Source organism: Thauera sp. 28, assembly GCF_000310145.2.
GTDB classification, from domain to species: Bacteria; Pseudomonadota; Gammaproteobacteria; order Burkholderiales; family Rhodocyclaceae; genus Thauera; species Thauera mechernichensis.
The window spans coordinates 1-14021 of the sequence record NZ_AMXA01000011.1; the positions used below are offsets into that span (position 1 = coordinate 1).

A 14021-nucleotide genomic window follows, 5' to 3' on the forward strand; every position below is an offset into this window, starting at 1 on the left:
CGGCTGGCGCCGCTCCTACGGGGGACCCCCGCGGCGGCTGGCTTTGCTGTAGGAGCGGCGCCAGCCGCGAGCTGTTGAAGTCAATGCGTTCATCATTCAAGCTCAAGCGACGAGGCTTCCCCGCCGGCCCTTACCGGAACTCGGCCAGCGCCGTGTGCTCTACCGCTAGTCTCTTCTGTGAGCTGCTCATCATGTCCCCGACGATCCGCGCCAGCGCCCTCATTCTTACCGCTGGCCTTCTGGCACTGGCCTCCTCCGCAGCCCTTGCTCAGCCGGATGGTTCATGCCTTGCACCCGGCGCCTGGACCAGGCTCGATGCCGCACAGCCCGAGCGGGCCGAGTCGAGCGCGCTGCTTGCTGCCATGGCGCGGCGCGATGTCGTGCTGCTGGGCGAGCAGCACGACGACATGGATCATCACCGGTGGCAGTTGCACACGCTTGCAGCGCTGCATGCGCAGCGGCCGCACATGGTGATCGGCTTCGAGATGTTCCCGCGCCGGGTACAGCCGGTGCTTGACCGCTGGGTAGCGGGCGAACTGAGCGAAGCCGAGTTCCTGACGGCGTCCGACTGGGGCAAGGTGTGGAGCATGCCGGCCGAGCTCTACCTGCCGCTGTTCCATTTCGCGCGCCTGCATCGAATCCCGATGGTGGCGCTCAATGTCGAGGCCGCCTTGACACGCAACGTGGCGCAGAAGGGCTGGAATGCAGTACCCGAGGCCGAGCGCGAGGGCGTGGGCACGCCTGCGCCCGCCTCACGCGACTACGAGGACTTCCTGTACGAGATCCATCGCCAGCATGCCGGCATGCGCGGCCACGGTCCGCGCACGAGCAGCCGGCGCGATGCCGCTTTCCGCAACTTTGTCGACTCCCAGCTCACCTGGGATCGCGCAATGGCGGAGGCCTTGGCGGCGGCGCGCAAGGCCCACACCAAGCCGGATGGCGACAGCCCGCTGGCGGTGGGCATCATGGGCAGCGGTCATGTCCGCTTCGGGCATGGCGTCGCGCACCAGCTCGATGATCTGGGCGTGGGCTCGATAGGGCAATTGCTACCGATGCCGGCAAGCACCGATTGCCGGCTCCTGGCGCCGCGCCTGGCTGACGCCGTGTTCGCGGTACCCGACGCTGTCCAGGCGCCACCGCCCCCGCCGCGGCTTGGTGTGTCGCTGGATGAGCAGGCCGACGGGGTGCGTATCGCCGAGGTCAGCGCCGGCAGCCTGGCTGAACGCAGTGGGCTGCTGAACGGTGATGTCATTACCGAAGCCGCCGGTGCGCCGGTCAGGCGCAACATCCACCTGATTGCTGCCGTGCGCCAGCAACCGCCGGGCACCTGGCTGCCGCTCAAGCTCAGGCGCGGCGATGAGGTGCTGGAGTTGGTGGTCCGCTTCCCGGCGCAGGCGCGCTGAGGGCGTGGCGGTGCAGGTCGCGCGCGCCCTGTGGCTGCTTGTGCTGGGCTGGTTGCTGGTCGCGCCTCTTGCGGCATCGGCGGCCACTGGCACCGCCGCGCTGCGTGACGGTCAGCGCGGCAGCGAGGCCGATGCCTTCGAACTTAGGCTGGATGTCCGCCTCGATCCGGCGGCGCGCATGCTCGTCGTGCGTGCGGAGGTGCAGCCTGCCGAGCGCGACTTTCGCTTCGTGCTTCATGAGAGCCTGATGCCGCGGGCTGCAAGTGCGGCAGGCAGACCGTTGAAGCTGCAGCCCGCCGGGCAGCGCGGCAGCCTGCGAGGGTGGCGGGTACAGGTGCCCGACGGTGCGCCCCTGAGCATCGAGTACTCGGGCACGCTCGCTGTGCTCGAAAGGGGCCGCGACCATCGCGGCGTGCTGCAGGGCATGCCCCCAATGGCGGCGCCCGAGGGCAGTTTCCTGCCCGCCGGCAGCGCCTGGTATCCGCGCCCTGCCGAGCTGTTCTCCTACCGGGTCGAGTTGTCCGTGCCTGGAGAGCAGCGTGCACTTGTCGCCGGGCGTCTGGTGGAGGAGGCGCTGCCCTCGGCTGCCGACCCGCGCTACCGCGCCGTTTTCGAGTTCGACCAGCGCAGCGACGGTATCGACCTGATGGCCGGGCCTTGGGCAGTGCGCGAGCACAAGCATGTACAGGCTGATGGCAGGCCCCTGCGCCTGCGCACCTATTTCCCGCACGCGCTCGACACCGAGACGGGGCTGGCGGAAGGCTACCTCGCCGACAGCCTGCGCTACATCGAGCACTACAGCGAGCGTATCGGCGCCTATCCCTTCACCGAGTTCTCGGTGGTTGCAAGCCCGCTGCCGACCGGTTTCGGCATGCCGACGCTGACCTACATCGGCGAGCAGGTGCTGCGCCTGCCGTTCATCCGTGCCACCTCGCTCGGCCATGAGGTGCTGCACAACTGGTGGGGCAACGGCGTGCTGGTGGATTACATGCGCGGCAACTGGTCCGAGGGGCTGACGACCTTCATGGCCGACTACGCCTACAAGGAGGCCGAGTCCGCTGAGGCGGCGCGCGAGATGCGCCTGGGCTGGCTGCGCGACTTCGCCGCGGTGCCGGCCGGTGGGCACCAGCCATTGGCGGCCTTCCGGTCGCGCACCCATGCTGCGGCGGCGGCGGTGGGCTATGGCAAGGCGGCGATGGTGTTCGTGATGCTGCGTGACCGACTGGGCGAGGAGGTATTCGAACGTGGCATTCGCCTGTTCTGGGCGCAGCAGCGTTTCCGCATTGCCGGCTGGGCTGAGCTGCAGGCGGCGTTCGAGCAGGTGTCGGGGGAGAGCCTGGAGGGCTTCTTCCGCCAGTGGGTCGCCTTGCCCGGCGGGCCGCAGGTGCGCGTCGTCGCGGCGAGCATCGTCGATGCTGGGGGTGGGCAGGCGAGGGCGGATGATGGCTTGGCGGGCGGCCGTTCTCAGGATACGTCCGGGGCTCGGGTGCGGATCAGCCTGGCGCAGGACGAGCCCCTGCATACGCTTGACTTGCCGCTCGTGGTCCACGGCGAGTCCGCGCGCGAGATGCGCTGGGTGAGGCTGGAGGCTGCGTCGGCCGATGTCGAACTTGACTTCGACTTCGAGCCGGTGCAGCTGCATCTCGACCCCGAGTTGCGGGTTTGGCGCCTGCCCGAGGCCGAGCAATTGCCACCGATCCTGCGCCAATGGGTGCTGGCGCGCTCGCCACACCTGGTGATTGCCGATGCGCAAGCCGATATGGTGCAGGCGGCCAGCGCGCTGGCGCAGCGCATCTTCGAGCGCTCGCCCAAGGCGTCCGGGGTAGAAGCGTTGACGCGTGGTCGCGAGCCGGTGTTGCTCGTCGGCAGTCATGACGCCATCGATGCCGTGCTCGCCGATCACGGCCTGCCTGCCCGGCCGGAGGCCTTGCGGGGCAGGGGAACTGCCCAGGTATGGACGCTGGCGCAAGGCGACGGCCCGCCGCTGGCGGTGGTGTCGGCGCAGGATCCCGCCGCACTCGAGGCCCTGTTGCGTCCGTTGCCGCATTACGGCGGCCAGAGCTGGCTTGTCTTCGAAGGCAGCCGTGTCGTGGCGCGCGGCGTGTGGGATGCACCTGGCCGGGCGGTGGCGGTCGGGCGCTGATATAGACTGCCATGTGCGCTTGCCCGTCCCTCGGCCGGTAATGTCCCGCATGCCTCACCGCTCTTGACCCTTCTGCGCACCATGCGCCCCTTTCGACAGCAACGGAATGTCCATGCGCCGCTCCATTCTCTCCTCCGCCCTGAGCCTCTGCTTGCTCTCCACCGCTACCCCCGCGCTTGCTGACGAGGCTGCCTTTGCCGCCTGCCTCTCGGGCTTGCGTGCCGAGGCGGCCGCAAAAGGGGTGAGTCGCACAACCTTTGATGCGCACGCTGCGGGGCTGGCACCGGACATGGCGGTGCTCGGCTTCCTCGACGCTCAACCCGAGTTCATCACCCCGATCTGGGACTACATGGCTGGCCTGGTGGATGAGGAGCGCGTGGCCGACGGCCGCGCCATGCTCGCCGAATGGCGTGCGGTGCTCGCACGCGTCGAGGCCGAGTATGCGGTTGATGCCGCTACCGTCGTTGCGGTGTGGGGGGTGGAGAGCAACTACGGACGCAACTTCGGCAGCCGGCCGCTGCTGACCTCGCTGTCGACGCTGTCCTGCTTCGGCCGTCGGCAGGCCTTCTTCCGCGGCGAGTTCTTCACCACGCTCAAGATCATCCAGGATGGCCACGTTGCGCCCGAGCGCCTCACCGGCTCGTGGGCCGGTGCGTTTGGCCACACCCAGTTCATGCCCAGCACCTTCATGCGTCTGGCGGTGGATTTCGATGGCGACGGACGCCGCGACCTGGTCGATAGCGTGCCCGATGCGCTCGCCTCGACGGCCAACTTCCTCAAGCGCGCGGGCTGGCGCAGCGACCAGCCCTGGGGCTTCGAGGTGAGCCTGCCGCGCGGCTTCGACACCGCGGGCGCGGGCCGGCGCAACAAGCAGCCGATGAGCGACTGGGCGGCTCGCGGCGTAAGGCGGGTCGATGGTTCGCCGTTGCCAGCCGGCGCAACCCCGGTCGGCCTGCTGCTGCCTGCGGGGCAGCCTGGGCCGGCCTTCCTGGTGACGCGTAATTTCGATGCGCTGTATTCCTACAACGCCGCCGAGAGCTATGGACTGGCGATCGCCCATCTCTCCGACCGGCTGCGCGGCGCGGGCAGTTTCGTGACGGCGTGGCCGACCGATGATCCTGGACTGTCGCGTGCCGAGCGTCGCGAACTGCAGCAACTGCTGATCGAGCGTGGGCATGACATCGGTGCCGCCGATGGCATGATCGGCGCACGCACCCGCGAGGCCCTGAAGCTGGAGCAACTGCGACTGGGGCTGACGGCAGACGGTCGTGCCGGCCAGCGTGCGCTGGTCGCGCTGCGCGCGCAGGCCGGGCGCCAGTAGGTGCTGGTGATGGAATGCTGATCGCTGAGCCGGAGCAGGGCCCTCGGCCCGTCAGGGCCGTCGTAGGGGGCGTTGCCGGCTCGACCGGTGGCGATCGCGCCGGCTGAGGGTCAGGCTGTTGCCTGCCGACGCTGGGCGCGGGCGACGCGCTGAGCTTCGTCGCGTGTCTCGGCCAGCACTTCCTGAACATAGTCGAGATGGGCGCAGGCGATCTGGCGTGCATCCTCGGCACGGCGGTCCATGATTGCCCGGTACAGGGTGCGGTGCTGGTCGAGCAGGGCGTCGCGGATGTCGCTGCCCAGGGGGATCATGCCGCCGATGTTGGTCACCACGTTGCGCTCGAGCAGGTCGAACAGACTGCGGATGGTGTGCAGCAGCACTGCGTTGTGGCTGGCTTCGGCGATGGCAAGGTGAAAGTGGGCGTCAGCCGCGCCTTCTTCGGCGCGACTGACCCGGCCCTTGCGCAGGTAGCAGTCCTGTACGCGCTCGAATGCCGCGCTCAGCCGCTCGCGGTCGGGCTCGGTGGCGCGCAGCGCCGCATAGTAGGCGCAGGAACCCTCCAGCGTGTGACGGAATTCGATCAGGTCGCGCTGCGCCTCCGGGTTGCGCTCCAGCAGATCGTTCATCGGGTCACGGAATGAGGAGCCCAGCGTCTCGCTGACGAAGGTGCCCCCGCCATGGCGGCTGGTGAGCAGGCCGCGCGCGATCAACTTCTGCAGTGCCTCGCGTACCGACGGCCGCGACACGCCGAACTGCTCGGCCAGCGCACGTTCGGCCGGCAGGCGCTCGCCGGGGCGCAGGCTGCCCTCGAGGATCAGGGTCTCGATGCGGTCGATGATGTCGTCGGCGAGGCGGCGTTGCTGCAGGGGGGTGGCTTTCATGGATCCTTCTCCGAGGGCCGGCACGCACTGAGTGTTTGGTCGGCGGCTGGAATCTAGCTGCTGTGGCTGCTGCCGGCAAGCGGTGGATGAACAGCTGCGGCTGCCGCAGGCAGGTCGAGCTGGCGCCCCCTTATGCATGTATCCGAAAAATTGATGTTTTTGATTGACAGCACTCCAGGGCACCCTTAGTCTAGCTCAGCAATTGGTATAGTGGTCTGACCAATTTAGCGATCATGAGTCCTCTTTGAATCCTTGCTGGAGACTTCTATGTCCGGTCTGGTCCTTGTGAATGTGGCGGGTGCAAACAACCTGCCGTTGCGGGCGGGGTGCTGAGATGCAATCCGGAACGCTCGCGCTGCTCGCGTTTTCCCCGATCCTGCTGGCTGCCATCCTCCTTGTCGGTTTGCGCTGGCCAGCGCGGCGCGCCATGCCGGTCGTGTATGTGCTGACGGCAGGTATCGGTCTGTTCGTGTGGGAGATGAGTTTCAACCGCATCCTGGCGTCGACGCTGCAGGGGCTGATCATCACCATCGGTGTGCTGTGGATCATCTTCGGCGCCATCCTGTTGCTCAATACGCTGAAGTACTCGGGGGCGATCTCGACGATCCGTTCCGGCTTTGCCACCATCAGCCCCGACCGCCGCATTCAGGCCATCATCATCGCCTGGCTGTTCGGCTGCTTCATCGAGGGGGCGTCGGGCTTCGGCACGCCGGCCGCCATCGCCGCGCCGCTGCTCGTTGCGCTCGGCTTCCCAGCCCTGGCGGCGGTGTTGCTCGGCATGCTTGTGCAGAGCACGCCGGTGTCCTTCGGCGCGGTCGGCACGCCGATCATCATCGGCGTCAATAGCGGCCTGGACACGGCGACGATCGGTGCGCAGCTGGTCGAGCGCGGTTCGAGCTGGGAGGTGTTCCTGCAGCTGGTGACCAGCAACGTGGCGATCATCCACGCCATCGTCGGTACGGTGATGCCGCTGATCATGGCGATGATGCTGACGCGCTTCTTCGGTAAGGAGAAGAGCTGGAAGGCCGGGCTGGAAGTGTTGCCGTTCGCGCTCTTCGCCGGCTTTGCATTCACCATTCCCTACGCCATCACTGGTGTGTTCCTCGGCCCCGAGTTCCCCTCGCTGCTGGGTGGCCTGGTGGGCCTGGCGATCGTCACCTCGGCGGCGCGGTTTGGCTTTCTGGTGCCGAAGAAGGCCTGGGATTTTGCCGAGCCCAAGGACTGGCCGAGCGAGTGGATGGGCAGTGTCGAGATGAAGCTGGACCAGCTGCCGCGCCATCAGCAGATCGGCATCGTGCGTGCCTGGCTGCCCTATGTGCTGGTGGGTGCGCTGCTCGTCGCCAGCCGCGTCATGCCCGAGTTTGGTAATGCGCTCAAGGCTGTGGTGCTGAGCTTCCCCAATCTGCTTGGCGAGAAGGGCATCAGCGCCAACTTCCAGCCCTTGTATCTGCCGGGTGGCATCCTGGTTGCGGTGGTGCTGGCCACGGTCGCGCTGCACGGCATGCATGCGCGCTCGCTGGCCAAGGCGGTGGGTGAGTCGTCGCGGGTGCTGCTCGGTGCCGGCTTCGTGCTGCTATTTACGGTGCCGATGGTGCGCATCCTGATCAATTCGGGCGTCAATGCCGCCGAGCTGCCAAGCATGCCGATCGCGATGGCGCAGTGGGTGGCCGACAGCGTGGGCGGGGTGTATCCGCTGCTGGCGCCGGCCGTGGGGGCGCTGGGCGCCTTCATCGCGGGCTCGAATACCGTGAGCAACATGATGCTCAGCCAGTTCCAGTTCGGTGTCGCCAGCACGCTCGGCATCTCCGGCGCGGTGATCGTGGCCGTCCAGGCGATTGGCGCTGCTGCAGGCAACATGGTGGCGATCCACAATGTGGTGGCGGCCTCGGCAACGGTGGGTCTGCTCGGCCGCGAGGGTGCGATCCTGCGCAAGACGTTCTGGCCGACGGTGTACTACGTGCTGATGACGGGCGTGGTGGCGATGATTGCCATCTATGTGCTCGGTGTCACCGATCCGCTGGTCGTGCAATAGAGCGGCAAGTAGGTAATAGCAGCAGTCGCGGGGCGACCCGCGCTGCTGCAGAATGAAGACGTAATCCCCAAGGAGACGATTCGCATGAGTCACGCTTCTTCCGTGGCGCCGAACGCCACACGGACGGCCCCGGCGATCGAGCCGCCGCGCCAGTACCCCGACAAGCCCGCGGACGTGTTCCTGTTCGGCACCTGCGTGCTGGACCTGTTCTTCCCTGATGCCGGCATGGATGCGATCCGCCTGCTCGAGCGCGAGGGCATCAGGGTGCACTTTCCTCAGGCGCAAAGCTGTTGCGGGCAGCCGGCCTATACCTCCGGCTATACCGACGAGGCGCGCGTGGTGGCGCGTGCTCAACTGGCCCTGTTTGCCGGCGACTGGCCGGTGGTCGTGCCATCGGGCTCCTGTGCAGGGATGTTCCGCCACCACTACTTCGAATTGTTCAAGGACGAGCCACAGACCTTGAAGCAGGTCGAGTCGCTGGCTGCGCGTACCTTCGAACTGGCCGAGTTCCTGTTGAACGTGTGTCGCGTGCAACTGCACGACAGCGGCGCTCCGGTGAAGGTCGCGCTCCATACATCGTGCAGTGCGCGGCGCGAGATGAATACCCACGTGCATGGCCGTGCGTTGCTGGGGCAGCTCGCCGCTGTCGAGCGCGTCGATCATGACCACGAGAGCGAGTGCTGCGGCTTCGGCGGCGCCTTCAGCGTGCGCATGCCGGATATTTCCGGAGCGATGGTCAAGGACAAGACTGCGGCGCTCAAGGGCTCCGGTGCGGCCGAGGTGGTAAGCGCGGACTGTGGCTGCCTGCTCAACATCAATGGTTGCTTCGAGAAGCAGGGAGAGCGCCTCCGCGGTGAGCACCTGGCCAGCTTCCTGCTGCGTCGCACCGGCGGGCACAAGGGAGACGGGCGATGAGCGCGATGACCGACGTGCCTGCCGTGCCGATCGCCTTCAAGCGCAACGCGCGCGAGGCGCTTGCCGACCCGCAGCTAAGACGCAACTTCCGTGGCGCGATGGACTTCCTGATGGACAAGCGCCGCGTCCAGTTCCCTGATGGCGACGAGCTTGAGCGTTTGCGCGCATTCGGCAACCGCGTGCGCGCGCGGGCGCTGTCCAAGTTGCCCGAGTTGCTCGAGCGGCTGGATGCAAACCTGAGCCGCAACGGCGTGAAGGTGCACTGGGCCGAGACGGTAGAGGAGGCCAACGCCATCGTCCACCGCATCGTCGAGCAGCACGCGGCGAAGAAGGTGATCAAGGGCAAGTCCATGGTCAGCGAGGAAATGGAGATGAACCATTACCTCGGCGAGCGCGGGGTGGATTGCCTCGAGTCCGACATGGGCGAGTTCATCGTGCAGCTGCGCGAGGAGAAGCCCTCGCACATCATCATGCCGGCGATCCACCTCAACGTTGGCCAGGTGGCTTCGCTGTTCCACGACAAGCTCGAAGTGGATTACACCGAGGACGTCGACCGCCTGATCCAGATCGGTCGCGAGACGCTGCGGCGCAACTTCTTCGAAGCAGACATCGGTGTTTCGGGGGTGAACTTCGCCGTCGCCGAGACCGGCACTCTGCTGCTGGTCGAGAACGAGGGCAATGGCCGCATGTCGACCACCGTACCGCCGGTGCACATCGCGGTCACCGGCATCGAGAAGGTGGTGGAGAACCTGCGCGATGTCATCCCGCTGCTGTCGCTGCTGACACGCTCCGCGACCGGCCAGGCGATCACGACCTACGTCAACATGATCTCAGGCCCGCGCAAGGCCGACGAACTGGACGGCCCGCAGGAAGTGCACCTGGTGCTGCTCGACAACGGCCGTAGCCAGGCCTTCGCCGACGGTGAGCTGCGTCAGACGCTCAACTGCATCCGCTGCGGAGCGTGCATGAACCACTGCCCGGTCTACACCCGCATCGGCGGTCACGCCTACGGGACGGTATACCCGGGCCCCATCGGCAAGATCGTCACCCCGCACATGCTGGGCCTCGACACCACGCGCGACCTGCCCACGGCGTCGTCGATGTGCGGCGCCTGCGGCGAGGTCTGCCCGGTGAAGATTCCGATTCCCGCGCTGCTGCGCCGATTGCGCGAGGAGGCGGTGCGTGCGCCTGAGGCGGTACCGCATCACATGCGTGGGCAGGGCAGCAAGTACTCGAAGAAGGAGGCGATGCTCTGGAAGGCCTGGCGCAAGCTCAACACCTCGCCCGCGCTCTATCGTGCCTTCAGCTTCGCGGGCACACGCTTGAGCGCGCTGATGCCCTCGAACATCGGCCCGTGGACCGAACACCGCAGCGCGCCCAAGCCTGCCGCGCGCAGCCTGCACGAGCTCGCCCGCGAGCATCTGGGAGAAGATTGAATGAGCGCCAAGGACAGGATTCTTGCCAAGCTGCGCGGCAGCCTCGTTGGCACCACCCCGGTCGCGGACGACTACGACGCTGGCCTGCTGACCGAGCCCTGGCGCTACGCGGCCGACGATCGTATCGCTCGCCTGCGCAGCATGTTGGAGGCCGTGCATGGCGAGACACAGCTGACGACCCAGGCCGACTGGCCGCAACGCGCACTGGAAGCACTGGCTGCGCGCAATATCGGCGAGTTGCTGGTTTCTCCGGACACTGCGCATGGCCAGCAGCTGGCAGCGCATGTCGCCGCCAGTGCTGCGGGTCTGCGCCTGAAGGCCTACCACCAGCCCGTCGAGGCGTGGAAGGAGGAGCTCTTCTTCCGCACGCCCGCCTCGCTCACCGGCACACTGGGCGGTATCGCCGCCACAGGCAGCCTGGTGCTGTGGCCGACGCCGCAGGAACCGCGGCTGATGAGCCTGGTCCCGCCCCTGCACATTGCCTTGCTCAAGGCCAGCGAGGTGCGCGACAACCTGTATGAGCTGATGCATGCACAGCACTGGGCGTCGGGGATGCCGACCAACGCCTTGCTGGTGTCGGGGCCCTCGAAGACGGCCGATATCCAGCAAACGCTCGCCTACGGTGCCCATGGCCCCAAGGAACTGCTGGTGCTCATCCTCGAGGACGCCTGAGCCGTTCGCCGACCTTGCTGTGCAGTAGACCGGGCCACGATACGCGCACGCGCGCATGTCGTGGCCCGTTTTCATGGCGTGGGCTCGCCGTGCCTTCGTTCAGCCCGGCCGGCGGGTGTGGAGCAGGTAATTGACGTCAGTGTCGCGACCGAGTGAGTACACCTTGGTGAGCGGGGTGTAGCTCATGCCGATCAGTTCCTGCGTGTCCAGGCGAGCCTGGCGGCAGTAGCGGGTGAGTTCGGACGGCTTGATGAATTTGGCGTACTCGTGCGTCCCGGCAGGGAGCAGCTTGAGCACGTATTCCGCGCCGATGATTGCAAACACATAAGACTTGAGGTTGCGGTTGAGCGTGGAGAAGAAGACGTGGCCGCCGGGCTTGACCAGGCGCGCGCAGGCGGCGATGGTGCTGGCCGGGTCAGGGACGTGCTCGAGCATTTCCATGCAGGTCACGACGTCGAAGGCGGCAGGGTTTTCGTCGGCGAAGGCTTCCGCGCTGACCAGTCGGTAATCGACCTTGTGGCCACTCTCGAACAGGTGCAGCCGTGCCACGCTGAGCGCCTTTTCGGACAGGTCGATGCCGGTTACGTCCGCACCGACGGCGCTCATGCTTTCGGCGAGGATGCCGCCACCGCAGCCGACATCGAGCACCTTTTTGCCCGCGAGCGCGGCCTTGCCGTCTATCCAGCCCAGGCGCAACGGGTTTATCTCGTGCAAGGGGCGAAACTCGGAGGCCGGGTCCCACCAGCGGTGGGCAAGTTCGCTGAATTTCTGCAGTTCGGCGGGGTCGGCGTTAAGGGTGCTCATGATCTAAGGCCAGCTTGATGAGGGTGCAGGATGGACCGTGGCGCTCGATGGGCGTTCCGGCGTGCCGTCCAAATGAAAAAGCCCCGCCGAGGCAGGGCTTTTCGGACATCGGGCTCGTGATTACTTGGAGCCGATGACTTCCACTTCCACGCGACGATCCGGCTGCAGGCAGGAGATCAGCGCAGCACGGCCACGAACGTTGTCGCACTGGTTGCCGGTGACGGGCTGGGTCTTGCCCTTGCCTTCGGTGTAGATGCGGTTGGCGTCGACACCCTGGGCGACCAGGTAGGTCTTGACGGCAGCGGCACGGCGCTCCGACAGACGCTGGTTGTAGGCGGCCGAGCCGATGCGGTCGGTGTGGCCGACTGCAAGGATCACTTCCAGCTTGAGCGACTTGGCCTGGGCGGCGAGGTCGTTCAGGCGGGCCTGGCCTTCGGGCTTGAGCACGGCCTTGTCGAAGTCGAACAGAGCGTCAGCCGACAGCTTGATCTTGTCAGCGGTGGGCTTCGGAGCCGGAGCCGGGGCGGCAGCAGCGACCGGAGCGGCGCACTTGTCGGCGGGGACGATGTCGGAGTCGCAGGCGCAGCCGACCGGGAACTCGCCAGCAAGGGCGGTCGAGGCGGCAGCCGGGCTCCAGTAGCCGGTACGCCAGCACAGGCCGGCACCGCTGCGGGCGACGACGTTGCGCGCGTCGATCACGTAAGGGATTTCGCCCTTGCCAGCCACGACGACGTCGGCAGCCTGCGCGAAGGCGCTGGGAGCGGACACGCCGAGGGAGGCGATGGCGGCCAGCATGAGCACTTGCTTCTTGGTTTGTTTGATCATGGTTTCCTCTTTGATGGGCGAGTCGCCGGAGTTTCCACAGGACGGATTGAAAACGTGCGTTAAGCCGCTTTCGCGTTGGTTTGCACCAGTGTATCCAGTTCAATTACCGAACCTAGTTTGCCACACCGACGCGATACGCAGCAATTCGCTGTCTCTAATATGCAACAGCTGAACGCCTTTGTCCACGCGGGTTTCTCCGTTTACCCAGACGTGGGAGACGTTCTCCCGACCGGCGACATAGACCAGATGCGAGATCGGGTCGAAGCACGGCCGGCAGTGCAGGCCGCCAAGGTCCACCGCACACAGGTCGGCTGCCTTGCCCGGCTCGATCGAGCCGATACGGTCCGCCATGCCGAGCGCATCGGCTCCGCCCAGTGTGGCCATATGCAGTGCGGCGTGGGCGGGGACTGCGCTCGCATCCAGGCTGCCTACCTTGGCAAGCAGGGCGGCATGGCGCATCTCCTGGAAAAGGTCGAGTCGGTTGTTGCTCGCTGCGCCATCCGTGCCCAGGCCGACACGGATGCCTGCTTCGAGCAGGCGGGGAATGGGGGCAATGCCGCTGGCCAGCTTCATGTTCGAGGTCGGGCAGTGGGCGACACTGCAGTTGTGGCGCGCGAGCAGTTCGATGTCGGCGTCGTCAAGATGCACCGCATGCACACCGATGAGGTTCTCGCCGAGCAGCCCCAGCCGGGCCAGGCGGGCGAGCGGGCGCAGGCCGTGCGTCGTGATCGAGTCGGCGATCTCGCCCGCGGTCTCGTGCACATGGATGTGGATTGGTAGTTCGAGCTCCTCGGCAAGGGCGAGCGCGCGTGCGAAGCTCCTGTCGCTGACCGTGTAGGGCGCGTGAGGGGCGATGGCGAAGTCGATCAGCGGCTCGCGTTGCCAGCGGTCGCGTGCGGCAAGGCCCTTGCGCAGGTAGTCGTCGGCGTCGCTCGCGTAAGGGGTGGGGAACTCGAGCATGACGATGCCGACCACCGCTCGGATGCCCGCGGTGGCAAAGGCCTCGGCGGCGGCTTCGGGGTGGAAGTACATGTCGTTGCACGTGGTGATGCCGCCGCGCAGCATCTCGGCGGCGGCGAGCAGGCTGCCGTCATGCACGAAGGCGGCCGAAACGTGGCGCGACTCGGTCGGCCAGATCGCCTCCTGGAGCCAGCGCATGAGCGGCAGGTCATCGGCCAGTCCGCGCATCAGGTTCATCGCTGCATGGGTATGCAGATTGACCAGGCCGGGCATGAGTACATGGTCCGGCAGGTCGAACACCTTGCGGGCGGCGAGCCTTCCGCGTGCGTCCGCGCTGGGAAGGATGTCGGTGATCCGGCCTTTCGAGACGACGACAGTGTGGTCATCGAGGACGACGCCCGCCGGTTGGACGGGGATGACCCAGCGTGCGTGGATGAGCAGGTCGGCAATCTCGTTCAAGATGGAGCTCCGCAATGTCCCGGTCGATCAGGTGGCGTACCGGGCAGGTTGTCGCAAGGGTTGGGCGGCGAATGCATCGACCATTATTAGCATGGGCGTTCGTGGCCAACAACACGACCGCTGGCCCTGTGGCCAGGGGGATGTGAGAAATGCGCCGGCGGTTCGCCCGC

11 protein-coding genes are annotated in these 14021 nt (G+C 66.7%); 7 read left to right on the plus strand and 4 right to left on the minus strand.

The window, feature by feature from the left end; translation table 11 throughout:
• Nucleotides 1-191: 191 nt before the first annotated feature.
• From C662_RS09725 to C662_RS09735, 3 genes are all read left to right on the plus strand, one after another.
• Entirely contained in the window at nt 192-1403 is a 1212-nt protein-coding gene (locus C662_RS09725) for a ChaN family lipoprotein (RefSeq protein ID WP_037984404.1), read from the plus strand.
• 4 nt (nt 1404-1407) lie between these two features.
• A complete protein-coding gene (locus C662_RS09730; protein WP_002928081.1) occupies nt 1408-3546 on the plus strand; it encodes a M1 family metallopeptidase in 2139 nt (712 codons plus the stop codon).
• A gap of 106 nt (nt 3547-3652) precedes the next feature.
• A complete protein-coding gene (locus C662_RS09735) occupies nt 3653-4867 on the plus strand; it encodes a lytic murein transglycosylase (RefSeq protein ID WP_002928082.1) in 1215 nt (404 codons plus the stop codon).
• Nucleotides 4868-4977: 110 nt separating this feature from the next.
• Here C662_RS09735 and C662_RS09740 read toward each other — a convergent pair whose 3' ends face one another.
• On the minus strand, nt 4978-5748 hold the full coding sequence (locus tag C662_RS09740) for a GntR family transcriptional regulator (protein WP_002928083.1): 771 nt from the start codon (nt 5746-5748) through the stop codon (nt 4978-4980).
• A 334-nt stretch (nt 5749-6082) separates the two neighbouring features.
• Here C662_RS09740 and C662_RS09745 point away from each other — a divergent pair, with 334 nt between their 5' ends.
• From C662_RS09745 to C662_RS09760, 4 genes are all read left to right on the plus strand, one after another.
• Nucleotides 6083-7780 carry an L-lactate permease gene (locus C662_RS09745; RefSeq protein ID WP_002928084.1) on the plus strand — a complete coding sequence of 566 codons (1698 nt, stop codon included), beginning with the start codon at nt 6083-6085 and terminating at the stop codon, nt 7778-7780.
• A gap of 84 nt (nt 7781-7864) precedes the next feature.
• Nucleotides 7865-8695 carry a (Fe-S)-binding protein gene (locus C662_RS09750; RefSeq protein WP_002928086.1) on the plus strand — a complete coding sequence of 277 codons (831 nt, stop codon included), beginning with the start codon at nt 7865-7867 and terminating at the stop codon, nt 8693-8695.
• Nucleotides 8692-10131, plus strand: coding sequence for a LutB/LldF family L-lactate oxidation iron-sulfur protein (locus tag C662_RS09755; RefSeq protein WP_002928094.1), 1440 nt, complete (start codon nt 8692-8694; stop codon nt 10129-10131). Before C662_RS09750 ends, C662_RS09755 begins: the two co-directional genes overlap by 4 nt.
• Complete coding sequence (locus tag C662_RS09760) at nt 10132-10803, plus strand: LutC/YkgG family protein (protein ID WP_002928095.1); 672 nt, start codon at nt 10132-10134, stop codon at nt 10801-10803.
• A 99-nt stretch (nt 10804-10902) separates the two neighbouring features.
• Here C662_RS09760 and ubiG read toward each other — a convergent pair whose 3' ends face one another.
• From ubiG to C662_RS09775, 3 genes are all read right to left on the minus strand, one after another.
• The gene (gene ubiG, locus C662_RS09765; protein ID WP_002928096.1) at nt 10903-11607 is read right to left on the minus strand and encodes a bifunctional 2-polyprenyl-6-hydroxyphenol methylase/3-demethylubiquinol 3-O-methyltransferase UbiG; all 705 of its coding nucleotides are present in this window, start codon (nt 11605-11607) and stop codon (nt 10903-10905) included.
• A gap of 120 nt (nt 11608-11727) precedes the next feature.
• A complete protein-coding gene (locus tag C662_RS09770) occupies nt 11728-12432 on the minus strand; it encodes an OmpA family protein (RefSeq protein WP_002928097.1) in 705 nt (234 codons plus the stop codon).
• Nucleotides 12433-12531: 99 nt separating this feature from the next.
• Entirely contained in the window at nt 12532-13851 is a 1320-nt protein-coding gene (locus C662_RS09775) for a TRZ/ATZ family hydrolase (RefSeq protein WP_002928101.1), read from the minus strand.
• Between the last annotated feature and the right edge of the window lie 170 nt (nt 13852-14021).